Raw genomic sequence first — 25,202 nt, 5'->3', positions numbered from 1 at the left:
CGGGCTTTGCGGGACATGCGCGCACCCTTGTCTCGCGAGAACAGAGGACGCTCCGATCGAATCGAAACCCTCGCTCCATCTCTTTATCTCAGCACCGGATTCATCCCAAAGCGGGGCCCCGCTTTGGGATTCGATGCTCAAGAGCATGTCCCGATCAGATGGACTCGTCCGATCCGGTAGAAATGCTCCAAGTCTTTGAATCTGGGCCCCTTCTCTCTGATCGGGTGGTTCCACCCGATCAGGAAGCGCTCTAGCATGCGCCCGCGCGGCGAGGCGGTGCGAAAGGCGGCCCTGTTGACAACGTATCGCTCAGTGAGGGCCAGCCGCGTCAGCCTCCTCGGGGGCCTGATCGCTGCTGCTGTGGTCGTCGCGCTGATCATGGCCGTTCGCCTGGGCGCCGCCGGAGCGGTGCCCTCGCTCGCATGGACGTCGGGCCTCGGCGATCAATGGCCGTTCGACATGCGGATGCTCGTCGACCCCTCCCGGTCGCTGAGCTTGCAGGAGGTCCTGGCGGCGGACGCCGATTTCTCGCCGGCTCGCGGCCGGGACGTGAACCTTGGCTATACCAGGAGCGCGGCTTGGCTGCGGATCCGCGTCGACACCATGCCGGCAGAGCCGCTGCTGCTCTCGCTCACCCCGAATTTCGTCGATTTCGTCGACGTCTACACCGCAACGCAGCGTCCGGGCCTCACGGCGGGCGACTTTGCGCATCATGCGCTGGGCGACCACCGGCCGCTGCCGGCCGACGGCGTGTCGGGGCTGGACGACGTGGTGGCCTTGCCCACGGCCCCCAGCGGCACGACGCTGATCTATATCCGCATGGCCAGCGTCAACTCGTCGCTCAACATATCCGCGTCGCTGTACCCGGCGCGCCAGCACACGTTCTGGGTCAGCCTCACCAGCCTCGTCTCGGGCGTCTGGTTCGGCGGAATGGGCATTCTGCTGGCGATCCAGCTGGTCTTCTACCATTTCGACCGCAAGCCGTTCTATCCGCTCCTGGCCTTCAGCATCTTCGGCGCCATGCTGGTCTATACGGGCAATCTGGGGCTTTCCCGGATGCTGCTGTTCGCGCACGGGGGGCTCGGCAACGACATGTTCACCGGCGGCTCCGTCTGGCTCGGACTATTTGCCAGCTCGCTGGCGACCGCGAGCATCCTGGAGCTGCCCGCTCGTGCGCCCCGGGCCAACCGCGTGCTGCTCGGCGGCGCCGCCATCGGGCTGCTCGGCATCGTCTTCGTCGCCTTCGGCGGCAACCGGGTGTTCGCGCCGTACGGGAACATGATCATCGTGCTGCTGGCGACCCTGGCCGCGGCGCTCAGCCTTCGCGACATCAACCACGGCGGCAGCGGCACGCGCCTGCGTGCGGCGGCCTACCTGATCCTCTGGCTCGGCCTCGTGGTCACCCTGGCGCAGCGGTCCGGCGTCTGGGAGCTGCCCAACTGGATCGCGCACGGCTACGCGGCAAGCTCGCTGCTGCAGACGCTGCTGCTGACCGGGGCGCTGGCCGTGCGTCTGCGCGACGCGGAGGCGATGAACAAGACGATGAGCGCCCAGGCGCTGATGGCCGCGCGGTCGGCCGAGCGGCGCGCCACGGCCATGGTGGACGAGAAGACCAGCGAGCTCGCCGCTGCCAAGAAGACGGCCGAGGACGCGCTACGCGCTGAGCTGCTGTCGCAGGAGCAGCAGGTCCAGTTCATGGAGGTCATCTCCCACCAGTACCGCACGCCGCTCGCGGTCATCCGCTCCAACGTCGACAGCATCGGCCTCAGCCTGCCCGCCGGGGATCTCGCCAATCGCGACCGGCTCGACCGGGTGCGCCGCGGCATCGTACGGCTGGTCGAGACGCTCGAGGTCAACCTCGCGCGCAGCCGCCTCCAGGGACCGACGTTCGCCCCGCATCTGCTGCGCACCTCGCTGAGCGAGGTGGCGGTCGCGGCGGCGGCGCGCGGCGTCGACCTGCTGCAAGGCCGCATCGTGGTCGACATCGCGCCGGCCGCCGAGGGCGCCGACATCATGGCGGACGCGGAGATGCTGGGCATCGCGATCATCAATCTGCTGGAGAACGCCGTGAAGTACTCCGCCCTGACGGGAGACGCGCCGGTGACGTTGTCCTGCACGGTGGAGGGCGGCCTCGGGGTCATCGCCGTCAGCGACAGAGGCATCGGCATCCCGGCCGACGAGGTCGCGGGCATCATGGGACGGTCGGTCCGAGGCTCCAATGCCCGCAGCATCGAAGGATCGGGCCTCGGCCTGTCGCTGGTCTCGCGCATCGCAGCCGCCCACGGCGGAACGATCGAGATCCACGGCGCGAGCGGCGGCGGCACGACCATCCGCCTGATCGTGCCCCTGCTACTGGTCGACGCCGGGGCGGCGTCGCCGTGACTCCGGCGCCCTGCTTGGGCCGGACCTCCGGCGGGATTCTCCGATGCACGTCCGGCGTGGTATAAGAGCGGAGTGGAACGAAATGGAACACCTTGTAACTAATTGGAACGATCCCGCTGCGACGATCATAAATGACGGCTGTTCAGCCCGATTTCTTCGCAGATCTTGCTTGTCAGGTTGATCGAAGCGCGTTTTAATTAGGCTGGTTCGATCGTCGGCATGCCCGAAGCTAGCCCTGCGGATCGGATCTAGGGCTGGCATTGAGCGAGACTCGATGCCGGCCCTTTCGCATTCAGGGGGCAGACCTATCGTCAGCTCCAGACCCCGTGAGCCGCCCGAGCCCGTCCCGAGACCATCGTCCCGCTAGATGGCCTCAGGCCGTACGCGGCGCTCGATCCCGTTCAAGCCGCTGCGTGCCGACACCAGCCCACCTTCCCTCACGACCGCGGACGATGCGACCGTCGGGGTCTCTACACACCTACTTCGCCGCCTCCGCCGCCTTGGCCACGAAGCGGCCGTCGAAAGTCCGTGGCAGGTCGATCGTGGCGCCCGCCAACTCCGGGTCGAAGGCTGTGAGCATGCCGAGCGCGTTCTTCATGCCCGCCTCGGAGACGATCCCGGTCACCGAATAGGTCGGCTTCGACGCCTTTACCGCGGCGATGTAGAGCGCCCGGTCACCCAGCAGGTAGTCCTCGGGCACCACCTTGGCCACGTCCTCGGGGCTGGCGGTGTGCAGCCATTTCAGCGCCCGGTAGAAGGCGTTGACCAGCTTCTGGGTGGTCACCGGGTTGGCCTCGACGAAGTCGCTCTTCATGTAGAGCACCGCGGCCGGATTGGAGCCGCCGAAGATCCTGGCGTTGCCCTCCTCCGTGCGGCTGTCGGCCAGCACCGTCACGGCGCCGTCGCTCTCCAGCTTGGTGATGACCGGGTCCAGGTTGGAGATGGCGTCGATCTGCCCGTGGGTCATCTGCGCCACGGCCGAGATGCCGCCGCCGACGCCGACGAAGGCGACGTCCTGTGGCTTGAGGCCGTTCTTGGCGAGCAGGAAGTCGACGAAGAAATTGGTCGACGAGCCGGGCGCCGTCACGCCGATCTTGGCGCCCTTCAGGTCGGCGATGCTCTTGTATTGCGCGGCCTTGTCCTTGCGCACGGCCAGCACGATGCCGGGATAGCGCCCGAGCTCGATCACCGAGACGATGCGCTGCCCCTTGGCCTGCATGCGGATGGTGTGCTCGTAGGCGCCGGTCACCACGTCGATCGAGCCGCCGATCAGCGCCTGCAGCGATTTGGCGCCGCCACCGAAATCGTTGATGGTGACGGTGAGCCCCTCGTCCTTGAAGTAGCCGTTGCGCTCGGCGATGGTCAGGGGCAGGTAGTAGAGCAGCGGCTTGCCGCCGACCCCGAGGGTCAGGCTGGGCTTTTCCGCCTGCTGCGCCAGCCCGGGCGTCGCCAGGGCGAGCATGCCGAGGATGCTCAGCGCGGCGGCTTTCGCGAAAAATCTCATGGGGGGCCTCCCTGTCATGGCCGCTCGATGGCGGGTGCCGGCCGCCACACCAGCAGCCGGTTCTCGATGGCGCTGACGCCGGCGTCGATGATGATGACGAACACGGCGAGCACCAGCATGCCGGAAAAGACGCCGGCGACATCGAACACCCCCTCGGCCTGCTGGATGCGGTAGCCGAGGCCGGCGGCCGAGCCGAGGTATTCGCCGACGACCGCGCCGACCAGGGCGAACCCCACCGCCGTGTGCAGCGACGAGAACACCCAGGTGAGCGCCGACGGCCAATAGACGTGGCGCAGCAGCTGGCGCTCGCTCATGCCGAGCATGCGCGCGTTGGCAAGCACGGTGGGGCTCACCTCCTTCACGCCCTGGTAGACGTTGAAGAAGACGATGAAGAACACCAGCGTGACGCCCAGCGCCACCTTCGACCAGATGCCGAGGCCGAGCCACAGCGCGAAGATCGGCGCCAGCACGACGCGCGGCAAGGCGTTGGCCGCCTTCACGTAGGGGTCGAACACGGCGGCGACGGTGCGCTGGCGGGCGAACCAGAAGCCGATCAGCACGCCGGCCGCCGCGCCGATGACGAAGGCGAGCACGGTCTCCAGCAGCGTGACGCCCAGATGATACCAGATGACGCCGCTGGCGAAGTCGCGCCAGGTGCGCTCGAAGACGGCGAGCGGCGTGGAGAAGAAGAACGGATCGAGCGCGTAGAAGGCCCTGTCGGAGACGATGCCGGCGGGAATCCGCACGGTGGCGCCGAGGTGCCAGATGGCGATCAGCACCACGGCGACGGCGACCTGCAGCGCGAGCAGCTTCGGCCGCGTCATGCCGGGACCTCCGCCCGGGCATAGGTCTTCGCCACCTCGTCGCGCAGCGTCGACCAGATGTCGCGGTAGAGCCCGTGGAAGGCCGGCTCCAGGCGCACCTCGGCGATATCGCGCGGGCGCGGCAGCTCCACCCGCCATTCGCCGATGATGCGCGAGGCCGGGCCGGCCCCCATGATGACGACGCGGTCGGCCAGCGCGATCGCCTCCTCCAGGTCGTGCGTCACGAACAGGACGGCCTTGCGCTGAGCGCTCCACAGCTCGAGCAGCAGATTGCCCATGATCTGCCGGGTCTGAGCGTCGAGGGGCCCGAACGGCTCGTCCATGAGCAGGATCTCGGGGTCGCGGATCAGCACCTGGGCGAGCCCGACGCGCTTGCGCTGGCCGCCTGACAGCATGTGCGGATAGCGCTCGGCGAAGGCGGCGAGCCCGACGCGATCGAGCCAGGCCCGGGCGCGGGCACGCGCCTCGCCGGCCGGGATGCCCGCCACCTTGAGGCCGACGGCGACGTTGTCGAGGGCGGTCTGCCACGGCAGCAGGGCATCGGCCTGGAACAGGTAGCCGGCCTTGCGGTTCAGCCCGGCAAGGGGCTCGCCGAAGATGGCGACGCGGCCGGCGCTTGGCACCAGCAGCCCGGCGGCCGCATTGAGCAGGGTGGATTTGCCACAGCCCGTGGGGCCGACGATGGCGACGAACTCGCCGGGACCGACCTCGAGGTCGACCTCGTCGACGGCGGTGAAGGCGGGCGCGCCGCGGCGCGGTGCTGGGAAGGCGATGCGCAGCCCGGCAAGCGTGACCGCAGCCCCCGTGAGCGCCGCCCCGGGCGGGGCCTGCGCGGCGATCACACCCATGTTTCCTCCGGCACGCCTGCGGCTTAGTCCGCTCTGTCGTAACGTCAGCGCCTACCCCGGCGATAAAGAAGGGGCCTCGTCGGCTGTCAAGGACGCCGGCCGATGCGAGACGGCTCGCTGCAAGACTCAGGCGGCCGTGAGCGGTCATGAATGACGTCGATGAGCGCGCAGCTGGCGCCCAAGCGGTCAGTCCTTGTTGCCGCGTTAGTTCAATGCACGATCGATGCCGATGAGACGTGGGAGCGGTGTCGGCTCACCGGGCTGGCCTATGCGGATCCCTCCCGTCCAATCCGCCTGATAGGCAGGCAAGCCCGCCTGGATCAAACGGCACGCGCTCGCATACGCCAACTTGTACGTCCCGTCGGATCCGACATCGACCTTCGCCAGCGCTCCCGGGTCGCGGAATGTGAACACATGCGTCGGATTGGAGAGCGCTTCGCGTCTCACCACCGCCTCGGACGCCGTACCGTCGTCGAGGCCACGCTCCACGCGGATGGCCCCCATGAGCAGCGGCGCGGGCAGACAGCCGCTCCGAGCTGCCTTCGTCCGTCCATCGATGATCGTGACGAACACGAACGAAGGCGACGTGGACGAATTCTCGATCGCCGCGGCAAATTGTGCCTGCTCTTGATGAAAGGGCTCAACGGCCGTCGGCGGACCCTGGAATGCGCCGAACAACATAGTCCAGGCCCAAAAATCGCTCGATGCCATTGCAATCACCGCGAAGCAATTCAAATAGTTTCGACTAACTCAGCGGCTGTGAACATGGATTTACCGTGACGGAGCAGCAGCAACAAAGGACTATGAGGCTTCGGCCTGCAAACACGGTCAGCCGGCGGATGCTCTCACAAGCCGAGCTCCGCCTCGATCCGGCGCAGCCGCGTCTCGAGCGTGGGCTGCTCCGGCAGCCTGAGGCCGAAGCCGCGGAAGAAAGTGGCGGCGATGCCTCGTGCGAGGCCGGCCGTATCGAGCGTCGCCGTCTCGCCGCGCACGATGGCCGCCCAGGCGACGTGCTCGATGCCACCGTAGACGAGGTCGCGCAGGGTGCCCGGCCCGAGGTCGCCGGCGAGCATGCCGGCCTCTGCCGCCTGCTCGAGCGCATCGCGCATGAGCCCCGTGTAGCGCCTGTTGACCTCGCGGCCCAGGGACTCGCGATAACCCTCGACGGCGCGCACTTCCCGCACCAGCGTCACGTAGAGATCAGGGTTGCCGACGATGACGTCGAGGTGGCGTTGGATCAGGAAGTGGATGCGGTCGGCGAGATCGTGAATGGCTGCTGCTTCGCGCTCGGTGACCTGCGCGATCTCCTGAAACCAGTCGGCGGCTACGGCCGTGACGAGGTCCTGCTTGCCGGCAAAATAGAGATAGACCGTGCCCTCGGCGACGCCGGTCGCCTGGGCTATGTCGGCCATCGTCGTCTTGCCGTAGCCGCGGGCGCCGAACAGCCGGCGCGCTGCGCGCAGAATGTCGGCGCGCCGCTCGCCGCGCCGCCCCTCCGGCTCACCGGCGTCGATACGAGACTGAGGCTTCCTCATGGGCTCGTCTCGCGGGGCGGCTGGTCCCAAGCCGCGCGATGCCGCGTCAGGCGCTCGAAGCGGGCCAGCGCCGCCGCATAGTCCCGCTCCAGGGCGTCGACGATGGCGGCCACCGGCTCGACCGCGCGCACCTTGTGCAGGCCCTGCCCGGCCGCCCAGGTGTCGCGCCAGCGCTTGTGCGGGGAGCCGAGCGACGAATAGTTCCGCGTCACGCTGGCGTCCAGGTCGATGCCGCAGGCGTCGAGGCTCGGCTTGAGCCACGAGGCCGCCGTACCGGTGACCGCGGCGCTGACGACGAGATCGTCGGGCCCGCAGTCCACCACCATCTGCTTGTAGGCGGGCGCCGCGAGGCTTTCGGCCGCGGCCAGGAAACGGGTGCCCATGTAGACGAAATCGGCGCCGGCAGCGAGCGCGCCGGCGATGCCGGCTCCGTCGGCAATGCCGCCGCCGAGGACGAGCCAGCCGTCGAAGAACTCGCGCACGGCCGAGACGAAGGCGAACGGTGACAGGTGCCCGGTATGGCCGCCCGCGCCGGCCGAGATGCAGGCGAGACCATCGGCGCCGGCGTCCGCCGCCTTGCGGGCGAGCTTCAGGCTCGGCACGTCGGCGACCACCAGACCGCCATAAGCATGCACGATGTCGATCGCCGGCGCGGGCGAGCCGAGCGCCGTGATCACGATCGGCGGCTTGTGGCGGGCGACCAATGCGAGATCCGCCGCCAGCCGCGCATTGGTCGAGTGGGTCACCAGATTGGCAGCCCAGGGCGCCACGGTTCTCGTGCCGTCGCGCGGCTGCGCCTCGGCCAGCCGGTCGGTGATGTCGCTCATCCAGCCGTCGAGCTCGTCCGTGCTGCGGCAGTTCGGCGTCGGGAAACTGCCGATGACGCCGGCACGGCACGCCGCGATCACGAGATCAGGCCCGGAGACCAGGAACATGGGCGCCGCCCAGACCGGCAGCCGCAGGTGGTGAGGAAAGGGCCGGCGCATGTCTTATTCCACGAAATGAGGTTCGCTCACTTTATTTTTCCATGTGAACATGGACAAGATTATTATTCATGAGCTAGCCTCATTTATATCGATCAGCGAAGGAGGCACGGCAATGACCGACGTCCTGGCCGAAATCCGCGTGCTCGCGCCGACGATCCGGACTCGCGCGGCGGAGATCGAGCAGGCGCGGTGCCTGCCGGCCGACCTCGCGCAATCGCTGGCCCGCGCCGGCCTGTTTCGCATGGCCGTGCCGCGGGAGGTCGGTGGCCTGGAGCTCGAGCCGGCGCTTCTGCTGCAGGCCATCGAGGCCACCGCCGCCGCCGACGCGTCCGTCGGCTGGTGCCTGATGATCGGCGCGACGTCGGGCCTCAACGCCGCCTATCTGCCGATCGAGCTGGCGCGCGAGATCTTCGGCCCCGCCGACGCGATCGTGGGCGGCGTGTTCGCGCCGATGGGCCGCGCGGTGGTCGACGGCGACGACTATGTGCTCAGTGGCCGGTGGCCTTGGGCTTCGGGCTCGGCCAACTGCCGCTGGCTGATCGGCGGCAGCATCGTGATGGAGAACGGCTCGCCGCGGCAGCTGGCCAACGGCATGCCCGACGACCGCAAGCTGATCTTCCCGGCAGCGTCAGCCACGCTGAACGACACCTGGCACGTGTCGGGACTGTGCGGCACGGGCTCGGGCGAAATGGTGGTCTCGGGTGTGCGTGTCCCGCGGGCACGCTCCGTGTCCTACGGGAGCGATCGGCCCATCGCGCCCGGCCCGCTCTACGCCTTCCCGGTGTTCGGCCTTCTGGCCCTGGGCATCGCGGCGGTCGCCCTCGGCAATGCCCGCGCAGCTATCGACGACCTCGTCGAGCTCGCCGGCGGCAAGCGGCCGCAGGGCTCGCGGCGCACACTGGCCGAGCGGAGCACCGCGCAGGCCGCCCTGGCCGCGGCGGAGGCGAGCCTCAGGTCCGCGCGCGCGTTCCTCTACGAGTCCGTCGCCGAAGCCTGGGATATGGCCCGGCAGACCGGCGACGTGGACCTGCGCCTTCGCGTGTCGCTGCGGCTGGCGGCCACCCATGCGGCGCGCACCGCAGCCGAGGTGGCGGGCAGCATGTACGACCTGGGCGGTGGCTCGTCGGTGTTCCTGTCCTCGCCGCTCCAGCGCCGCTTTCGCGATGCGCATGTAGCGACGCAGCACTTCATGGTTGCCCCGCCCACCTACGAACTCACCGGGCGGGTGCTCATGGGCCTGCCGACCGACGCCGGCCAGCTGTGAGGCACCGTCCCGACGGGCTCCGACACCGTAGGGCGCGCCGTCTGAAATGGTGCCCAGCGGCCCCCTCAGGCTGCCCGTGCCGCAATGATGGCCTCGGCTGCCGCCACGCCCGTGCGGTACGCACCGTGAGCCGTCGAATAATCGTGGCGTGAGCAAGCCTCCCCGGCGAAATAGATCCGCCCGTCGACATCCGCAGCGAGGCGCTGGCGGTCGTCCGCGTGCCCCGGCAGGGCATGCGAATAGCTGCCCAGGCTGAACGGATCGCCGCTCCAGGCGGTCGCCAGGATCGGCTCCAGCTTGGTGCGAATCGCTGCGCCGAAGAGCTTGGCCAGCTCGTCGAGCGCGAACGCCGTGAAGGCATCGACGCCGCCGCGCTCCAGCTCCTGGGCCAGCTCGCCGCCGTAGTACCCCTCCACCGTCGGGCGGCCGAGCGGGCGCAGATGGTAGCTGCCGGTGCCGACGCGATCGGTCGAGCCGAAGACATGGGCATCCTGAGGCAGCTCCTCCGGCACCTTGACCTGGAGCATCAGCTTGTTGGCGACGCCGAGCGGCAGGCCATGCGCGGCCGCGAGCTTGTCGGGCAGTGCCGGCAGGAAGCGTGGGCGCTCGGCGGCCAGCAAGCTTGTCGGGACGGTCACGACGACGGCGCGCGCCATGAGGTCGCCCTGCGGCGTGACCAGACGAATGCCAGTGCCGCGGCTGTCGACCAGGGTCACGGGGCAGTCCAGCTTGACCGGCAGGCCGTGGGCGATCCCGGTGACGGCGGTGCCATAGCCCTCGCGGATGCGCCAGTTCACCTCGGTATCGGCATACCGCTCGTGGTCGACGATCGAGACGCGATCGAACTCGGCGCCGTCGATGTAGGTACCGATGGCGCCGAGCAGGCCATTCCAGCGGCCGTCGGGCTCGAGCAGGCGCGAGGCGGGCCCCTCGGTCCCGGCCTGCGCAGCCGCCTCCAGCCGCGCGTAGAAAGCGGCCGCAGCCGTGTGGAACTCGTCCTGCTCGGCAGGCGTGAAGCCGAGCCCGTGGTATTGCTGGCCCCAGCGCGACGGCGTGCGATCGATCGTGAGGCCGGCCTCCCGGGCGATCGTCGTCCATGGGTTGCGATCGGCCGAGTGCAGCCAGCCGCAGCCGAGATCGAGCGGCGTCGCCCCATGGAGCACGGTCCAGGCACGGCCGCCGATGCGCCGGCGCGCCTCCAGCAGCAGCGTATCGATGCCGGCAGCGACGAGCCTGCGCGCCGCGGCCAGGCCGGCGGCCCCGGCGCCGATCACGGCTACGTCGAGGGTCGGGCTCTCAGCCATCGGTCGCCATCAGCTGCTCTCCGCGCTCAGTTCCGCCCAGTCGAACTCTTCCTCCAGGGCGTGGTAGGCATCGTCGCCGATCTCGCCCTGCCGCCGCATCTCGTACGTCCTCTGCCGTGCCGCGCGGATGGCTCGCCGGCGCAGCGGGTCGCCGGGCAGCTCGCCGGGCGCCAGGCCGCGCGGATGACGGTCGGCCTGCTCGACCAGCCCCGTGTACTCCTTGCGCAACACGTTTGCCGCCATCGAATGGTCCCCGTCGATGGCGGCCAACGCGGCACGATAAGCTTCGGCTCGCGCCCGGCCAATCTCCTGGCCGACGGGGTCGTCGTCGCGGATCCTCAGCGCCCTGATCAGCGGCTTCAAGGTCAGGCCCTGGATCACCAGGGTGCCGAGCACGACGACAAAGGCGGTCAGCAGAATCAGGTCGCGGTAGGGGAACGGTGAGCCGTCGCCCAACGTCTCCGGAATGGCGAAGGCGGCTGCCAGGGTGACGATGCCCCGCATCCCGGACCAGGAGATGACGAGGGCGTTGCGCGCGGTTGGAGCCGCCCGCGGCCGCCCCGGACGAACCCCGGCGAGCGCGATCTTCAGGCGGATGGCGCCGCCGTAGCCGGCGACCCAGGCGAAGCGGATCGCCACCACCGTGGCCAGCGCCGCCAGCGCAAACAGGCCGTAGGCGGCGTGCTCGGACGGATCGAGGCGCCGCCAGATCGGCCCGATCTGCATGCCGATCAGCACGAAGGCGAAGGCGTTGAGAACGAAGACCACGGTCTCCCAGACAGCATAGGCCGGGACCCGCAGCCGCGCCGGCGTCCGGATCGGCGACGTGCGGGCAAGGACGATGGCATAGACGACGATGGTGAGGATGCCGGAGAGACCGACGCGCTCGGCCAGAATCCAGACGCCAAAGGTGGTGGCGAACTGGACGATGATGGCAATCGGCGCCTCGTCGAACAGGCCGATCACGCGCGATAGCAGCCGGCCGAGCGCCCAGCCCGCGAGCAGGCTGCCGATGACGCCCAGCACGAACACGGGTGCGACGGCCGTAACCGAGAAGCCCTGCGCCACCGCTGCGCCGACCGCCAGCCGATAGATCAGCAGCGCCGTTGCATCGTTGAGCAGGCTCTCGCCCTCGATGATCTTGAGCAGGCGGTACGGCAGGCCGACCTGACGCATGACCGCCGTGGCCGCTGCCGCATCGGGCGGCGCCAGAATGGCACCGAGCGCGACGGCGATCGCCCACGGCATCTCCGGCACGAGCAGCCGCGCCACCACCGCGACGGCGAGCGTGGTGATCCCAACGGCGCAGATGGCGAGACCGGCGATGGGGAGCCAGTTGGCGCGCAGGTCGCGCGTCGATGTGTCGAAGGCCGCATCGAGCAGGACGGGCGCGACGAAGAGCGCCAGTGCCAGCTCAGGCTCGAGCGTCCAGTTCGGGCTTTGCGGCAAGAACGCGAGGCAGGCGCCGCCGAGCGCCAGCAGGGTCGGATAAGGGACGCCGAGCCTGCGGGCCAGCACGGCCAGCAACCCGGCCGCCAGCAGCAACGCGATGATCCACTCGAATGTCGCCATGGCCGCTCACGCGCCGCCGCGGCAGGATCAGGGTCAGCGACGGCCGACGAAGATACCCTCGCCCATGTAGTTGCGGCCAGTGATGGACAGGAAGCCGCCCATTTCCGATGCGGGCCCGGCCGTGCCCTTGTAGAACTGCCCCGCCAGGACGGCGCTGGGGCCTGCTGTATCGGCGGTTCCCCCAACGGGCGCGCCGACGAGCGGCTGCATGCTGGCGAAGAGATTGACGCCGGGCTGCAGCGTCACGTTGGGCGTCGCGCCGCCGCCATAGCGATAGCCGTCGAGATTGTCGATGGTCACCGTGCCCGTGCGCTGGGCGAAGTCGACACGGTTGCTGAAGTTCGAAGCCGCGACGTATTCGCTTTCGCCGTTGCGGATCGACGCGACGGTATGGCCGACGTAGGTCGCAACCCCCTGGGTCGGGATGTCGGTCACCGCCGTAGGCTCACCGGCAACCCAGGCGCCCAGGTGCACCTTGTCCGTCGGGCCCACCGTCAGGCTGGCGGTGCCGGAGTCGATCGACCAGAACCCCCAGCGCGTGTAGTCGCAGGCGCAAGGCGTGGTCACCCCTGCGCCTTGAGGAACTGGGCGGCGTTGACCGCCTCCGAATTGACGAACAGGCCATCGGGCGCGGTGCCGGCACTGGCGCTCGGGGCGTCGCTGCGGCGGGCCGCGAAGTTGTTGTAGTCGACGTAGGTCCCCTTGTTGTTGTTCGAGTAGGTGACGACGCTCGAATCGCCCGCGCTTTGGGCCTGGCCGAACAGATAGTTCTTCTGGACGTCGGAATTGTCGGACGAGCCGAAGATGAAGGCAGCGACCTTCGAGGTCAGCGCATCCAGGCCCACCGCGACGGCGCCCCGGTAGGGCGAGGTCGTGGCCGCCCCGGTCGCATCCGTCGACGTCATCAGGCCCGTGCCATAGCCGACGAGCGTGGTCGACGGTCGATTGTCGCCGAGGCCGGCGGACGGGTTCGTCCGAGTCCCTCGTTGGTTGTACTGGTAGTTGTTGGGCGTTCCGTCGAACGTGTAGGTCGCCGGGGCCTGCACCACCTGGCCGTTCACGACCGGATTCTGCGTGACCGACAAGGACGCCGGGAAGTTGGCGGCGTCGAGCACGGCCGAACCGCTGAGGCCGCTGGACGCCCGGCCGATCGGCCCGTTCGCGGCCCGCCGCGAGGTTGCCGAAACGCCGCCGTCGACCCCCCGGTAGGTGACCGTGCCGCTCTCGTTGGGATTCACCGTCCCGGTCATGACGTAGATCGTCGAGACCTGATTCCTGCCCGCACCGGTGATGTTGAGGCCGGTCTGCATGACGCGCGATGTGGTGGAGTCGGAGCCACCGCCGAAGCCGACGACGTCCGAATTCGTGAACGTACCCGCCGCGACGAAGCCGCTCGGCAGATACGGCGCCCCCGAGCCAAGTGCCGGATCCACGCTCATCGTCATCCGAAACGCCCGCGGCGGCCTCGGTGGTGGAGGCGGGGGCGGCGGTGGTGGAGGTGGCGGCGGTGGAGGTGGAGGTGGCGGCGGAGGAGGCGGAGGCCCCGGTGGCGGAGGTGGCGGCGGGGGGCCAGGCGGTGGAGGCGGCGTCGGTCCCGGAGGCGGCGGTGGGCTCGGTCGATTCTGCTGCGCGGCGAACTGCTCGGCGGCCAGCTCCTGCTGCTGCGTGCCCGCCTGCTGGAAGATGTTGGTGATGGCCTGCAGCAGCGGGTTGTCGCCCGTCTTGAACTGCGTGGCCACGCGCGGAACCGGCTGCGGCTGGTTGGGTGGCCGCACGTCGCCGGGGATCGTCCCGGCGTTGGCACGACCGAAGCCCAGCGCGGAGGCGGCGGTCTCCGTCGGTTGCTTCTTGGCGCCTCCGGACTGTCCCGGGCCACTGGTCAGCGCCGCCGTGGCCTCGGCCATCTCGGTCGCAGTCACGCGCGTGGGGGAGCTGGCCGAACCCGCGGTCCCGCTGATGGCGAAGCCCGGTCGTGAGATGGTCTGCGTCCCGGTGGCGGTGGTCACCGTCAGCCGCCCGAACATGTTGATGACGCGGAACCAACGCGTGGCCGGATCGTACTCGAGATTGGCGACGCCGCCGCGGATGCCGATCGTGGCGACCGGCGTCCTGATCGTCGCTCCGTCCGTATGGCTCGTCTGCCCGCCGACGAACCTGAGCGCCCCCTTGCCGAGGGTCGCCGCCATATGGCCGGATCCACTGGCCGGATTGAAGACGAATTCGTCGATGATCAGGTTGCTGTTGGGGCCGACGTTGAGCGTGGTCTTGTCGATGAACAGCAGCTGCGCCGTGCCCTGCGCCGAGGTCTGCACGCGCTGCTTGAAGATGATGTCCTGGCCGAGCTCGATGACGCGCGTGCCGCTCTTGACCGCCGGATTGACCGCCCCTGCCTTGCCCACCACCCGTTCCGCGTGCGCGGGGCCTGCCCCCGTGAACAGGGCGGCGACGATGGCCAGCGACGAGGTCGCGCCGCGGCAGAGGCGGGCGAAGGAGCGGATCGGTCGGGGCCTGGCGAGCTCTTCCATGGCGCCCTCAAAAACGGAACGTCGGCCCGCCCGAGACCACGAAGTCCCTGAGCGAGTAGTTGGGGATGTTGGAGACGTCGCGCAGGTAGGACACCTGCAGGCCGAGGCCGAGCCAATTGTTGATCGGCATGTCGAGAATGGCGCCGACCCGCCACTCCTTGTCGACCCGCGCGCGATAGGGATCGATCAGCCAGTTCGGCGCGTCATACTCCGTGTAGGCGAAGCCGAACGACGGGGTCAGCGTCCAGCGCTTGGCGTAGCTCCACGAGGCCACTTCCACATCGAATTCATAAGGCAGCAGCACCTCGAAGCCGCCCTGCTGGTAGGCGTTGTAGTTGGCCTTGGCGTCGGCATTGCCGTAGAACGCCCGCGTCTGCCAGCGCCAGTTCGGCGCCAGCACGCCCGCCGTGGAGAACGCAGCGAGCACCAGATCGCCGCTCTGCTCGGACGACAGCGGATAGGTCCGCGAATTGCGGTAGTTGCGATCGCGCCATTCGACGCTCGCTTCCAGATCCACGCCTGCGAGCCGCCAGTTGAGCGCGGCGCCGACGCCCCCGGTCGTCTGGTAGGGCGCGTTGGCGAGCGAGACGACGTTGGCAATGCCATAAGGTCGGAACGTCAGGCCGGGAAGCGTATCGGGCGCGACGGGCAGGCGCGGGCCGGATTGGATCTCGGCGAGGGCCAGATTGAAGCGTCCCAGATCGAACTGGCGCGCCGCATAGAAATAGACGTTCGTCTCCCAGGTGTCGCCGCGCTGCGTGCCGAGATCCGCCACCCAGCGGAAGCCGCCGAGCGCGAAGCTGTTCCAGTCCGGCTTCCGGGCATACTGGCGATCGAGAAAAGCGTCCTGCCCCAGCGCCTTCACCAGCATGGTCGAGGGCGATGCGTTGGCGTTCGTCTGGTAGCGCAGGCCCGTCTGCGCGAAGAACGAGAACTGGTTCACCTCGAGCCGACGGTCCACCTCCAGCAGGAAGGTGTTGAGCCGGTCCCGCACGTCAGGCGGCACGTCGGGGGCGCTGACCGCCGTCGTGAGATAGCTCTTGGCCATCTCGAACGAGCCGAGCTTCATGTAGAGGATGCCGAGCTCGAGGCGCACGCGCGGCAGATTCGGATTGTAGAAGAGCATGCGCTCCAGCGCGCCGATCGCCGCCTCGTAGTCGCCGAGCTTGGAGGCGACCTCCGCAAACCGGAACGACGCGTCGAGATCGGCCGGATTGCGCAGCGTCTGGGCGAATAGGATACCGTATTCCTGCTTCAGAGCCTGGGTATCGTCCTGGGCGACGGCGGCGCTTCCCAGCGCCAGCGCGAGCAGCCCCGCCAGCACGGCCGACCAGCGCCGCAGACGCGCAAAGCTACGCACAGGCGGCCGTACGGCGCCGCAAGTGCGATCTGCCGCGCCGCCCACTTCAGCGCCTGACTGCCCGGAACGATGCACCCCTGCCCCCGCCTGCTGCCCCCGACTCAAACGGTAGCAGATTCCTGCTAAAAAAGAGCGCCCATCGCCACCGCGCTCCTCTTCTGTTCCCCGCTGGCCATGACGTCGGCAGCGACTTGAAGAGTCAATGGCGCAGGCGGCATATGGTCGCTCGCGCGCGCAGAGTTCGACTTTGCGTTGCAGGAGCGCCACAGGCGCCGCATCAACCCTGCCACGATGCGATGAAGCCATCCGCACGGGATGCATGCATGCGCGCGGCGCGCATGGGAATGTTCCGCGGGCGCTGGCGCGGCCGCACCGCCTGTGGCCGGATAGCGGCGCACACGGGGAGAATGCCATGGAATACGTGAAGTTCGGCTCCACCGGCCTCGAGGTCTCGCGCGTCTGCCTCGGCTGCATGAGCTTCGGCGAGCCCTTGCGCGGCACCCATCCCTGGACCCTGCCCGAGGACCAGAGCCGGCCGCTCATCCGCCAGGCCCTCGAGCTCGGCATCAACTTCCTCGACACGGCCAACGTCTATTCGGATGGCACGTCCGAAGAGTTCGTCGGACGAGCCATCAAGGAATTCGCCAGACGCGACGACGTCGTGCTGGCCACCAAGGTGCACGGGCGCATGCGCCCGGGGCCCAACGGCGAGGGCCTGTCGCGCAAGGCGATCATGACCGAAATCGACGCCAGCCTCCGCCGGCTCGGCACGGACTATGTCGACCTCTACCAGATCCATCGGTGGGACTACGGCACGCCGATCGAGGAGACGCTGGAGGCCCTGCACGACGTGGTGAAGGCTGGCAAGGCCCTCTACATCGGCGCCTCGTCCATGTTTGCCTGGCAGTTCGCCAAGGCGCTGTTCACCGCCCGGCTGAACGGCTGGACCGAGTTCGTCAGCATGCAGGACCACCTCAACCTGCTCAATCGCGAGGAAGAGCGGGAGATGCTGCCGCTGTGCGAGGATCAGGGCATCGCGGTGATGCCCTGGAGCCCCCTGGCCCGCGGGCGCCTGACCCGCGACTGGAACGAGACGAGCGAACGCCAGCAGACGGACGTCTTCGGCGGCCGGCTCTATACGCAGACGGCCGAGGCCGACCGCGCCATCGTCGATGCCGTCGCCCGCGTGGCGGCTGCCCGCGGCGTGCCGCGGGCCCAGGTCGCGCTGGCCTGGGTGGTTCAGCACAGCGGCGTGACGTCGCCGATCGTGGGCGCATCGAAGCCGCAGCACCTCACCGACGCCGTGGCCGCCCTGTCGCTCGACCTCACATCCGAGGAAATGGCGGCGCTCGAGACCCCCTACTCTCCCCATCCGGTCGTCGGCTTCCGGTAAGAGGGGACAACCGCGCCGTGCCGCAGGAAGGATCGGCGGGCAGGCACACGCGTTCCGAGGCCTATCTCCCCGGCCGGAGGCGTCGGGCCGCGGGGGCCGCCTAGGCCGGGCGTCCATCGCGACGGTGCAATGCACGAGGCGCATTCTCCTGCTGCGCGAGTATCGTAGCGGATATATTGGAATCGATCTAAATCATTGAGTTTGCAATATGATTTTCGAGGAGCTAGGGGTTCGCCATCTCGTCGGCGCCGCCGCCGGGGATGATGCCGTTCGCGTCTAGGTGCGCCGCATCCGATGCTGGGCGTCGGAATGCGCCGGACGTCGGGTCGGAGCGGCGAGCCTCGGCGTGCGCTTGCGCCCCCGGCCTCGATGCCCGGATTGCAACCGCTTCAGGAGCTTATGCCCGTGCCGGCACTCTTCGGTTCAACCACACCGTCGCCCGCGGTCGCCGTGTCTCGCCAGCCGTGGCTTGCCGGGGCCGTCCTCGCCGCTGTGCTGCTGATCGGCCCGCCGCAGGCCTGGTCGCAGTCGTCCGCCACCGAGCAACCGCCGGCCACGCAGGCGCCAGCTGCGCAGGCGAGCCCGCCGGCAGCAGACCCCACTGCAAAGCCCGCGGAGACGCCCGCGGGACAGCCGTCGGCGGCTCCCGACGGCGCCGCCGCATCGTCCGCGTTCGAGCCCCCGGTTCCGACCCTGGCCGGCTCCGAGGTTGAGCCCGGGCAGCCCGGCGCCAACGCGCTGCTGCCGCACGACCTGTCTCCGTGGAAGATGTTCCTGCAGGCGGACGTGATCGTGAAGGCGGTCATGATCGGCCTTGCCTTCGCATCGCTCGTCACCTGGACGATCTGGCTGGTGAAGGGCCTCGAGCTGCTCGCCGCCCGGCGCCGGGCCCGGACGGCCGTACTGCGGCTGGAACAGGCCGCGAACCTGGCCGAGGCGGCCGACGAGCTCGCGCGAGGCGCCGGCAGGCGCGGCCCCGTTGCGGAGCTGGTGAACGCGGCCGTCGAGGAGTCGAAGCGCTCCGCGGACCTCGGCGCCGAGGGCATCAAGGAGCGCGTGTCGATCGCCCTGTCGCGCATCGAGGCCAAATCCGGCCGCGCCATGGCGCACGGCACGGGCCTGCTCGCGACGATCGGATCGACCGCTCCCTTCGTCGGCCTGTTCGGCACCGTCTGGGGCATCATGAACTCGTTCATCGGCATCTCGGTCGCCAAGACGACCAACCTCGCGGTCGTGGCCCCGGGCATCGCCGAAGCCCTGCTCGCCACGGCGATCGGCCTGGTGGCCGCCATCCCCGCCGTGATCATCTACAACGTCTTCGCCCGCGGCATCTCCGGTTACCGGGCTCAGCTGTCCGACGCCTCGGGGCAGGTGCTGCAGCACCTCTCGCGCGATCTGGAACGCCGGCCGCGGACGGCCGGCGGGTTCGCACGGGCGGCGGAGTAATCCGATGGGCGTGAGCCTCAAGGAGCCTCAGGACGGGGATCTGGCCGAAGTCTCGGACATCAACGTCACGCCGTTCATCGACGTCATCCTGGTGCTGCTGATCATCTTCATGGTGGCCGCGCCCCTGTCGACCGTCGACGTGGCAGTCGACCTGCCGGTCTCCAATGCGCAACCGCAGCCGCGGCCGGAGAAGCCGCTGTTCCTGTCGGTGAAGAGCGACCTGACGCTGACGCTCGGCAATGACGAGGTGCCGCGCGGCGGCCTCCAGGGCATCCTCGACGAACGCACCCAGGGCGACCGCGAGCAGCGCGTCTTCCTCAGGGCCGACCAGTCGGTGTCCTACGGCGAGATCATGAAGGTCATGAACCTTCTGCGCGAGAGCGGCTACCTCAAGATCGCGCTGGTGGGGCTGGAGGATACGCGGGGCAGCGCCAAGCCATGAGTCTGGCCGCCTCGAGTCCGGCCTGGCGAGGCACCGCCCGCTGGGGGCCGCCGCTGCGGTCGTGCTCGCGGCCCACGTCGGCGCCGCGTGGCTCGCGCTCAACTGGCACAAGGCCCAGGAGCCGTCGCCGACCCCGCCGCCGGCCATCATGATCGAGCTGACGCCGATCACCGTTCCCTCCACGCCCCCGACGGAAGCAGCGCCGCCGCCGGCGGCCGCGGAGCCACCGCCTGCGCCGGCCGCCGAGCCGCCGCCTCCGCCGGCGAGCGCCGAAGCCCCTCCTCCTCCGCCGGAGCCCGCGCCTGAACCGCAGCAGCAGGCCAGCGCCGAGCCGCCGCCGCCTCCACCGCCCCCTGCGGAGGCGGCGCCGCCTCAGCCTGAGCCCTTGCCTGCGATGCAGCCGCCGGCACAACCCAAGGTCACCGCGCCGGAGGTACAGGCCAAGGCCCAGGCCGTTCTGCCCAAGCGCAGGCCGCGCGCCGTGGAGCGCGACGAGGACGAAGAGGACGAGCGCGAAGCAGCCCGCCAGGCAAGGCAGCGGCAGGCCCGGCTCGAAGCGCAGCGGGAGGCGCGCGAGGAAGCCCGCGAACGCGAGCGCCAGCGCGAACGGATGCAGGAGCGCGCGGAGGCCCGGCAGCAGGCCGCCGCCGAGGCCCGCGCCAGAGCCGCGGCCGAGGCGCGCCGGCAGCAACAGGCCGAGGCGCGCGAGGAAGCGCGGGCCGAAGCGGCGCGACGGGCACACGCCAGGGCTCAGTCCGAAGCGCGTGCCATCGCGGTCGAGCGCGCCAGAGCGGCGCGCGCCGAGGCCGCCGAGCGCGCCCGGGCCAATGCGCAGGCGGCAGCCCGCGCCGCAGCCCAGGCCGAAGCGCGCGGTCGTGCCCTCGCCCAGGCGCGGGCGGCTGCCGCGCACGCCGCCGCGGCCCGGGCGGCGGCGGGCCAACGAGCGGCAGCGTCGTCGGGGATGTCGCTCGGCGCCTGGCGAAGCGCGCTCTTCGCGCACATCAGCCGCTACAAGCGACCGCAACCTGGCCTCGTCGGCACCGCCGTCGTGTCGTTCAGCGTGTCCGCATCGGGTCAGGTCGTCAGCGCCGGGCTGGTGCGCTCGTCCGGCAATCCGCGCATCGATGCCGAGGCCGTCGCCATGGTGCGCCGCTCGAGCCCCGTTCCCAGGCCGCCGTCCGGCGGTTCCACCGTCAGCGTGCCTATTCGTTTCAATTGACGGCCACCCGATCCCCGATCATCGACAATTATCCGGCATGCCTCCTGTGACCGAGCCCATGACAGCCATCCGCTTCCGTTCCAAGGCCAGCCCGCCGGCGGCACGCGCAAGACTCGTGGCGCTTGCGATCGTGTCCGCGGGCCTCGCGATCAGCCCGATCGGCGCGCCACCGACGTTTGCGCAGTCCGCGCCCGAGGACGCGGAGGCACCGGCCAAGCCGCAAGCCAGACCTGTGCCGGCCAAGCCCGCACCGGCCAGACCTGCACCGGCCAAGCCGGCTGCCGCCAAGCCGGCGCCCGTGCCGCCAGCTGCCGCCGCCGCCGCGCCAACACCGGCGGCGACGACCACGCTGCCCCGCGGCGCCAGCATGATTTCCGAGACCTACGGCGACTGGACGGTCGAATGCCGGGTCGTGCAAGGCCGCAAGGGCTGCACGCTATCGCAGGCCCAGGGCGATCCGGCGACCGGCCGCCGGGTGTTCGCCATCGAGTTCCTGCCGACGCGGGAGGGGCAGACGCCCGGTACGATCCTGCTGCCGTTCGGCGTCAACCTGGAGCCCGGCATCAAGCTCAAGCTCGACGAGACCGATCTGGGCCGCGGCGCGACCTATTCGACCTGCATCTCCACCGGCTGCCTGGTGCCGATCAGCTTCCCGACCGTCGCCACCGACGCCATGAAGAAATCCAAGGCGCTCGTAGTCATCGCCACCAAGCCCGGCCAGAGCGAGCCCGTGACGTTCTCGGCGCCCCTGCAGGGCTTCAACGACGCGATGGCGCGGATGACGGAGCTGTGGACGAGCTGAGCGGCCGTCGTCACTGCGGCTTGGCCGCCTCCGGCTGCTTGGCTGCATCCGCCGGTTTGGCTGCATCGGCCTGCTTGGCCGCGATGGCCGCGCCGGCCTCCTCGGCGGCCTGCTCGATCACCGCCACAACCTTCTCCGGCTCCGACAGCATCGGCACGTGGCTGGTGTCGAGCTCGGTCGTCCTGGCCTTGATTTCCTTGGCGAGGAACGCCTGCAGGCCGGGATCCAGCATGCGGTCGTTCTTGGCGACGATGTACCAGGAGGGCTTCGATTTCCAGGCCGCGTTGGTGACGCGCTCCTCGAAGCACTTGCCGAAAATCGGGCCTTGCACCGCGGCCAGCTCGGCCGCCTCGGCAGCGGGCAGGTCGGGGGCGAAATCTCGCGCGAAGCCCTCCGGCGTCAGGCTGACGAAGCCGGAGCTGTCGGTCCGCATGCTCTCCACGCCCGGCGGCTTGGGATACCCCTTGGTGCGGTCGATGAACGACTGGCCGCCATCGTTGGCCATCGCGGCGACATAGACGAGGCCCGCCACCTTGTCGTCGCCGCCCGCTTCGGTGATGACCGTTCCGCCCCAGGAGTGACCGACGAGGAGGACCGGGCCCGTCTGCAGCGCGATCGCCCGATCCGTCGCCGCAACGTCGGCGCTGAGCGAGTTCAGCGGGCTCTGCACGGCGACCACCGTGTAGCCCTTCGCCTGCAGCAGCGGAATCACCTTGTGCCAGCTGGAGCCGTCGGCGAAGGCGCCGTGGACCATGACGATGGTCTTGACCGGATCGGCGGCGGCGGAGCCGGCGACGAGAGGCGGACCGGCCAGGGCCATCACGACGACGATCGCTCCAACCCCGCGCCGGACTTTCGATCGAAACGACATGAGCAGCTCCATCGCTCACAAGCGTGTCGGCGTCGGTCGAAGTCGGCGCGAACGACGGACTCGTGGCTGTTCGATGCTTACAGCTTCGTCAGCCGAACCTCCATAGAAGCGTGGCTCATGGACGCGCCATTGCAGGGAGGCGGGCCCACCCGCCTCCCTGCATCCGGCGGACGATTACTGCATGAACCACCCATGGCTCACGACCAGCGACTGGCCGGTGAGCGCGTTGGTCTCCATGCCGGCGAAGAACAGCACCGCGTCGGCGACGTCGTCAGTGGTCGTGAACTCGCCGTCGACGGTGTCCTTCAGCATGACGTTCTTGATCACCTCCTGTTCGGAGATGCCGAGCTCCTTGGCCTGCTCGGGGATCTGCTTGTCGACGAGCGGCGTGCGCACGAAGCCGGGACAGACGACGTTGGCCCGCACGTTGAATTCGGCGCCTTCCTTGGCGACGACCTTGCAGAGGCCGATCAGCCCGTGCTTGGCGGTGACGTAGGGCGCCTTGAGCTTGGAGGCCTCCTTGGAATGGACCGAGCCCATGTAGACGATCGAGCCGGACTTCGCGGCGTACATGTGCTTCAGGCAGTACTTGGTGGTGAGGAAGGCGCCATCGAGATGGATCGACAGCAGCTTCTTCCAGTCCGCAAAGGGGAAATCGACCACCGGCTTGACGATCTGGATGCCGGCGTTGCTGACCAGGATGTCGACCTTGCCGTACTTCTGCACGGTGTCGGCCACGCCCTTCTCGACCGCCGCCTCGTCGACGACGTTCATGGCCACGGCGAAGGCGTCGCTGCCCTTGCCCTTGATCTCCTGCGCCGTCGCGTCGGCGGCCTCCAGGTTCAGATCCGCGATCACCGGGATGCCGCCCTGGGCCGCGAAGCGCAGAGCGATCTCCTTGCCGATGCCGCTCGCCGCGCCGGTGATGATCGCGACCTTTCCGTCGAATTTGGACATTGTCGTCTCCCGTAACTTGCTGAAAGCGGTGGGGGTGCAACGAGATAAGACGAGGCGCGCGACAATTGAGTGAAGCCGTTCGCGCGCGGACGTGAGCCGGCTTTCCAACAAGGCCGGCGTACTGCTGAATACGCGATGGATCAGGGCTTTTTTGCGCGGGCGGTCTTCGCCGCCGCCGTCAGCGCTTTAGCCTGTTCATCGGGCGCTGGGAAGCGTGGGGCCGCCCCAAAGTGCGTCGCCCGGCGACGGCCCTACGGCGCGTGGCCGACCGGCGGCTGAAACAGGAATCTGAGCGCGAGGTCTCCCGCCAGACCGTCCCCCTTCACCTGCGCCGCGACGAGAGGGTCGTCGTCGCCGCGAAAGGCGGGCAGGCCCGCGCCGCCTTCGGCGGCGAGGAGCTGCGGGGCCTGCCGCAGCAGCGCGGCCGTCAACACGGCGGACAGCAGGCGGCCGAAGCGATCGGCCGGCAGAGTGGCGGCGGCCGGCGTCCCGGCGAGGCTGACCTTCGGTGAGAGGCGATCCAGCTTCAGCAGGGCCGCATCCGGGCACGCGGCCGGTGGCGGGCGCTTTGTCGCACCGGGAAGGCAACTCAATCCCTCCGCCAGAGCCGCCGCCACGGCTGCCATGCGGCCGTCGTCGACGACCGGCCGGCCATCGGCATCGGCGCGCACGACCTGGTCGAGCGGCATGACCAGCGAGGTATTCCCGGGGTCGACCTGAACCGTCAGGCTGGCCTGGCGCATCCGGCCCGCTACGTGCTCGAGGAAGCCGTTCAGTTGCTGGCGCCACGTCCGGGCGACCACCGTGGCGGTGTCCTGCTGCCGCTCGGCCTCGTCGCCATGCCGGATGAAGAACATCTGGGCGCTGATCAGAATCAGAAAGACGAAGAGCACGCCGACGAACAGATCGAGAAAGGGCTTGTAGTCGACCTTCTCCATGTGGCCGCCTAGGCCGCGTCGAGCGGATGGCGTGAACCGGGCGGCTGGGCGACCAATCGATCCGTCAGGGCCTGGACACTCGCGATGAGCGCGTCGAGCCGCTCGACCACGTCAGCGACGGTCCGTTCGCGCTCCGGCGGCGCCTGGGTCGCGCGGAGCGCATCCAGATGCTGATCCGCTGCCTCGATCGCCCGCCGCGCTGCGCGACGAACGGCGGAATGACTCAGGTTGGCCACGAGGCTGAGCAGGAGGGCGCTGGACAGCGCCGCCACGGAGATGAGGAACTTGAACGACGACGCATTGAGCAGGCGCAGGATAGCGTCGCGGGCCTCGCCGACATCGCCCGACTGGAAGCCCTTGCCGGCGAAATAGAGCGCCACGACGAGCCCCACGAAGGTCAGGACCAAGCCGGCCGAGGTATAGTAGCCCGGGAGTGCCTGCATCAGGCCGCCGCGCGTGCCCTCGATCGCCCCGAGATCCTGCAAGGCCAGCGGCGCATAGGGTGCCGCGGGAATGCGTCCGGCCCGGCGTGCCTCGCTCTGATACGCCGCCCAGCTCGGTCCGAAGGCGGTCGCGTGGCCCATGACCCGCCCGAGCTCCGCCAGCGCGTCGATGCCGTCGTGGCCCCGCTGCTGCGGCCCTTCGAGCGATCGGACCTCCCCCTCCAGACGGCGCAGGCGCCGCAGCTCCGGCCGGGCGACGCGCAGCCAGTAGTAGATGCAGACGCCGATCGCCGAGAGCACGATGACGGTCGAGACGACGTAGACGAACGAGGGCTTGTTGATCAGATCGACAAGCGGCACGAGCAGCGGTTTGGCCACGCCGGCAACGCCCTGCGCGATCGCCTCCTGCCATTCGGGGGCGACCGCCAGACGCCACGCGAGCAGCGCGATGAAGGCCGCAGCAATAAGATAGAACATGAGCCCACTTGGGTCGCCGGAATGCGTAAGAGGTGACCGGCGCAGGCCCGCGTGTCAACGCGAGCCCGCTCGCCCATGGCGCGCTGTCGGTCGGCCACGGCCTGCGGCAG

22 protein-coding genes are annotated in these 25,202 nt (G+C 69.4%); 7 read left to right on the top strand and 15 right to left on the bottom strand.

Annotated elements, in window-relative coordinates:
* Positions 1 to 294 precede the first annotated feature (294 nt).
* Positions 295 to 2,382: a sensor histidine kinase gene (locus ACZ5PO_RS25815; protein ID WP_464184897.1), complete on the top strand. Its 2,088-nt coding sequence runs from the start codon at positions 295 to 297 to the stop codon at positions 2,380 to 2,382.
* A 478-nt stretch (positions 2,383 to 2,860) separates the two neighbouring features.
* On the opposite strand, the gene ACZ5PO_RS25810 is transcribed toward ACZ5PO_RS25815, so the two are convergent.
* The 6 genes from ACZ5PO_RS25810 to ACZ5PO_RS25785 all read right to left on the bottom strand — a co-directional run bounded on the left by ACZ5PO_RS25810 (position 2,861) and on the right by ACZ5PO_RS25785 (position 8,079).
* Positions 2,861 to 3,886: an ABC transporter substrate-binding protein gene (locus ACZ5PO_RS25810; RefSeq protein WP_464184895.1), complete on the bottom strand. Its 1,026-nt coding sequence runs from the start codon at positions 3,884 to 3,886 to the stop codon at positions 2,861 to 2,863.
* Between the two features lie 14 nt (positions 3,887 to 3,900).
* Positions 3,901 to 4,710: an ABC transporter permease gene (locus ACZ5PO_RS25805; protein ID WP_464184894.1), complete on the bottom strand. Its 810-nt coding sequence runs from the start codon at positions 4,708 to 4,710 to the stop codon at positions 3,901 to 3,903.
* On the bottom strand, positions 4,707 to 5,558 hold the full coding sequence (locus ACZ5PO_RS25800) for an ABC transporter ATP-binding protein (protein WP_464184893.1): 852 nt from the start codon (positions 5,556 to 5,558) through the stop codon (positions 4,707 to 4,709). Before ACZ5PO_RS25800 ends, ACZ5PO_RS25805 begins: the two co-directional genes overlap by 4 nt.
* A gap of 204 nt (positions 5,559 to 5,762) precedes the next feature.
* Positions 5,763 to 6,269, bottom strand: a complete 507-nt coding sequence (locus ACZ5PO_RS25795; RefSeq protein ID WP_464184891.1) for a hypothetical protein — start codon at positions 6,267 to 6,269, stop codon at positions 5,763 to 5,765.
* 134 nt (positions 6,270 to 6,403) lie between these two features.
* The gene (locus tag ACZ5PO_RS25790) at positions 6,404 to 7,093 is read right to left on the bottom strand and encodes a TetR/AcrR family transcriptional regulator (RefSeq protein WP_464184890.1); all 690 of its coding nucleotides are present in this window, start codon (positions 7,091 to 7,093) and stop codon (positions 6,404 to 6,406) included.
* A complete protein-coding gene (locus ACZ5PO_RS25785; protein WP_464184889.1) occupies positions 7,090 to 8,079 on the bottom strand; it encodes an NAD(P)H-dependent flavin oxidoreductase in 990 nt (329 codons plus the stop codon). Before ACZ5PO_RS25785 ends, ACZ5PO_RS25790 begins: the two co-directional genes overlap by 4 nt.
* 112 nt (positions 8,080 to 8,191) lie before the next feature.
* Here ACZ5PO_RS25785 and ACZ5PO_RS25780 point away from each other — a divergent pair, with 112 nt between their 5' ends.
* Positions 8,192 to 9,343 (top strand): acyl-CoA dehydrogenase family protein, encoded by a 1,152-nt coding sequence (locus tag ACZ5PO_RS25780; RefSeq protein ID WP_464184887.1) that lies wholly within the window; start codon positions 8,192 to 8,194, stop codon positions 9,341 to 9,343.
* Between the two features lie 65 nt (positions 9,344 to 9,408).
* Here the strand turns inward: ACZ5PO_RS25780 and ACZ5PO_RS25775 are convergent, their stop codons facing one another.
* Genes ACZ5PO_RS25775 through ACZ5PO_RS25755 form a run of 5 tightly spaced genes read right to left on the bottom strand, consistent with a single transcriptional unit; the run spans position 9,409 to position 16,104 of the window.
* Positions 9,409 to 10,647, bottom strand: coding sequence for a flavin monoamine oxidase family protein (locus ACZ5PO_RS25775; protein ID WP_464184886.1), 1,239 nt, complete (start codon positions 10,645 to 10,647; stop codon positions 9,409 to 9,411).
* Between the two features lie 9 nt (positions 10,648 to 10,656).
* Positions 10,657 to 12,219: a Na+/H+ antiporter gene (locus tag ACZ5PO_RS25770; RefSeq protein ID WP_464184884.1), complete on the bottom strand. Its 1,563-nt coding sequence runs from the start codon at positions 12,217 to 12,219 to the stop codon at positions 10,657 to 10,659.
* 33 nt (positions 12,220 to 12,252) lie between these two features.
* Complete coding sequence (locus tag ACZ5PO_RS25765) at positions 12,253 to 12,786, bottom strand: HupA family protein (protein ID WP_464184883.1); 534 nt, start codon at positions 12,784 to 12,786, stop codon at positions 12,253 to 12,255.
* Positions 12,783 to 14,744, bottom strand: a complete 1,962-nt coding sequence (locus tag ACZ5PO_RS25760) for a FecR family protein (protein ID WP_464184881.1) — start codon at positions 14,742 to 14,744, stop codon at positions 12,783 to 12,785. Before ACZ5PO_RS25760 ends, ACZ5PO_RS25765 begins: the two co-directional genes overlap by 4 nt.
* Before the next feature lie 7 nt (positions 14,745 to 14,751).
* Positions 14,752 to 16,104: a tetratricopeptide repeat protein gene (locus ACZ5PO_RS25755; RefSeq protein ID WP_464184879.1), complete on the bottom strand. Its 1,353-nt coding sequence runs from the start codon at positions 16,102 to 16,104 to the stop codon at positions 14,752 to 14,754.
* A 412-nt stretch (positions 16,105 to 16,516) separates the two neighbouring features.
* Between ACZ5PO_RS25755 and ACZ5PO_RS25750 the strand changes: the two genes are divergently transcribed.
* The 5 genes from ACZ5PO_RS25750 (at position 16,517) to ACZ5PO_RS25730 (ending at position 21,406) form a co-directional block, all read left to right on the top strand.
* Entirely contained in the window at positions 16,517 to 17,497 is a 981-nt protein-coding gene (locus ACZ5PO_RS25750) for an aldo/keto reductase (protein WP_464184877.1), read from the top strand.
* Positions 17,498 to 17,896: 399 nt separating this feature from the next.
* The gene (exbB, locus tag ACZ5PO_RS25745; RefSeq protein WP_464184875.1) at positions 17,897 to 18,943 is read left to right on the top strand and encodes a tonB-system energizer ExbB; all 1,047 of its coding nucleotides are present in this window, start codon (positions 17,897 to 17,899) and stop codon (positions 18,941 to 18,943) included.
* A 4-nt stretch (positions 18,944 to 18,947) separates the two neighbouring features.
* The gene (gene exbD, locus ACZ5PO_RS25740; RefSeq protein ID WP_464184873.1) at positions 18,948 to 19,385 is read left to right on the top strand and encodes a TonB system transport protein ExbD; all 438 of its coding nucleotides are present in this window, start codon (positions 18,948 to 18,950) and stop codon (positions 19,383 to 19,385) included.
* Positions 19,386 to 19,446: 61 nt separating this feature from the next.
* Entirely contained in the window at positions 19,447 to 20,604 is a 1,158-nt protein-coding gene (tolA, locus tag ACZ5PO_RS25735; RefSeq protein ID WP_464184871.1) for a cell envelope integrity protein TolA, read from the top strand.
* 58 nt (positions 20,605 to 20,662) lie between these two features.
* The gene (locus tag ACZ5PO_RS25730) at positions 20,663 to 21,406 is read left to right on the top strand and encodes an invasion associated locus B family protein (RefSeq protein ID WP_464184869.1); all 744 of its coding nucleotides are present in this window, start codon (positions 20,663 to 20,665) and stop codon (positions 21,404 to 21,406) included.
* A 10-nt stretch (positions 21,407 to 21,416) separates the two neighbouring features.
* Here ACZ5PO_RS25730 and ACZ5PO_RS25725 read toward each other — a convergent pair whose 3' ends face one another.
* The 4 genes from ACZ5PO_RS25725 to ACZ5PO_RS25710 all read right to left on the bottom strand — a co-directional run bounded on the left by ACZ5PO_RS25725 (position 21,417) and on the right by ACZ5PO_RS25710 (position 25,092).
* Positions 21,417 to 22,277, bottom strand: coding sequence for an alpha/beta fold hydrolase (locus tag ACZ5PO_RS25725; RefSeq protein ID WP_464184867.1), 861 nt, complete (start codon positions 22,275 to 22,277; stop codon positions 21,417 to 21,419).
* A 174-nt stretch (positions 22,278 to 22,451) separates the two neighbouring features.
* On the bottom strand, positions 22,452 to 23,234 hold the full coding sequence (locus tag ACZ5PO_RS25720) for a 3-hydroxybutyrate dehydrogenase (RefSeq protein ID WP_464184865.1): 783 nt from the start codon (positions 23,232 to 23,234) through the stop codon (positions 22,452 to 22,454).
* A gap of 251 nt (positions 23,235 to 23,485) precedes the next feature.
* Positions 23,486 to 24,172, bottom strand: coding sequence for a hypothetical protein (locus ACZ5PO_RS25715; protein ID WP_464184863.1), 687 nt, complete (start codon positions 24,170 to 24,172; stop codon positions 23,486 to 23,488).
* Between the two features lie 8 nt (positions 24,173 to 24,180).
* Entirely contained in the window at positions 24,181 to 25,092 is a 912-nt protein-coding gene (locus ACZ5PO_RS25710; RefSeq protein WP_464184862.1) for a hypothetical protein, read from the bottom strand.
* Positions 25,093 to 25,202: the final 110 nt, after the last annotated feature.

It is taken from the genome of Chelatococcus sp. KU-N122 (assembly GCF_055391085.1).
Note: the sequence above shows the minus strand (reverse complement) of the source record. Positions and strands in the feature narration are given on the sequence as shown.

Excerpts from the sequence above, each read along its gene's own strand:
- ACZ5PO_RS25760 (WP_464184881.1), bottom strand. The coding sequence starts at position 14,744 with ATGGAAGAGCTCGCCAGGCCCCGACCGATCCGCTCCTTCGCCCGCCTC.
- exbB (WP_464184875.1), top strand. The coding sequence starts at position 17,897 with ATGCCCGTGCCGGCACTCTTCGGTTCAACCACACCGTCGCCCGCGGTC.
- ACZ5PO_RS25785 (WP_464184889.1), bottom strand. The coding sequence starts at position 8,079 with ATGCGCCGGCCCTTTCCTCACCACCTGCGGCTGCCGGTCTGGGCGGCG.
- ACZ5PO_RS25795 (WP_464184891.1), bottom strand. The coding sequence starts at position 6,269 with ATGGCATCGAGCGATTTTTGGGCCTGGACTATGTTGTTCGGCGCATTC.
- ACZ5PO_RS25770 (WP_464184884.1), bottom strand. The coding sequence starts at position 12,219 with ATGGCGACATTCGAGTGGATCATCGCGTTGCTGCTGGCGGCCGGGTTG.
- ACZ5PO_RS25725 (WP_464184867.1), bottom strand. The coding sequence starts at position 22,277 with ATGTCGTTTCGATCGAAAGTCCGGCGCGGGGTTGGAGCGATCGTCGTC.
- ACZ5PO_RS25810 (WP_464184895.1), bottom strand. The coding sequence starts at position 3,886 with ATGAGATTTTTCGCGAAAGCCGCCGCGCTGAGCATCCTCGGCATGCTC.
- ACZ5PO_RS25730 (WP_464184869.1), top strand. The coding sequence starts at position 20,663 with ATGACAGCCATCCGCTTCCGTTCCAAGGCCAGCCCGCCGGCGGCACGC.
- ACZ5PO_RS25780 (WP_464184887.1), top strand. The coding sequence starts at position 8,192 with ATGACCGACGTCCTGGCCGAAATCCGCGTGCTCGCGCCGACGATCCGG.
- ACZ5PO_RS25790 (WP_464184890.1), bottom strand. The coding sequence starts at position 7,093 with ATGAGGAAGCCTCAGTCTCGTATCGACGCCGGTGAGCCGGAGGGGCGG.
- exbD (WP_464184873.1), top strand. The coding sequence starts at position 18,948 with ATGGGCGTGAGCCTCAAGGAGCCTCAGGACGGGGATCTGGCCGAAGTC.
- ACZ5PO_RS25715 (WP_464184863.1), bottom strand. The coding sequence starts at position 24,172 with ATGGAGAAGGTCGACTACAAGCCCTTTCTCGATCTGTTCGTCGGCGTG.
- ACZ5PO_RS25805 (WP_464184894.1), bottom strand. The coding sequence starts at position 4,710 with ATGACGCGGCCGAAGCTGCTCGCGCTGCAGGTCGCCGTCGCCGTGGTG.
- ACZ5PO_RS25720 (WP_464184865.1), bottom strand. The coding sequence starts at position 23,234 with ATGTCCAAATTCGACGGAAAGGTCGCGATCATCACCGGCGCGGCGAGC.
- ACZ5PO_RS25800 (WP_464184893.1), bottom strand. The coding sequence starts at position 5,558 with ATGGGTGTGATCGCCGCGCAGGCCCCGCCCGGGGCGGCGCTCACGGGG.
- ACZ5PO_RS25775 (WP_464184886.1), bottom strand. The coding sequence starts at position 10,647 with ATGGCTGAGAGCCCGACCCTCGACGTAGCCGTGATCGGCGCCGGGGCC.
- ACZ5PO_RS25750 (WP_464184877.1), top strand. The coding sequence starts at position 16,517 with ATGGAATACGTGAAGTTCGGCTCCACCGGCCTCGAGGTCTCGCGCGTC.
- ACZ5PO_RS25710 (WP_464184862.1), bottom strand. The coding sequence starts at position 25,092 with ATGTTCTATCTTATTGCTGCGGCCTTCATCGCGCTGCTCGCGTGGCGT.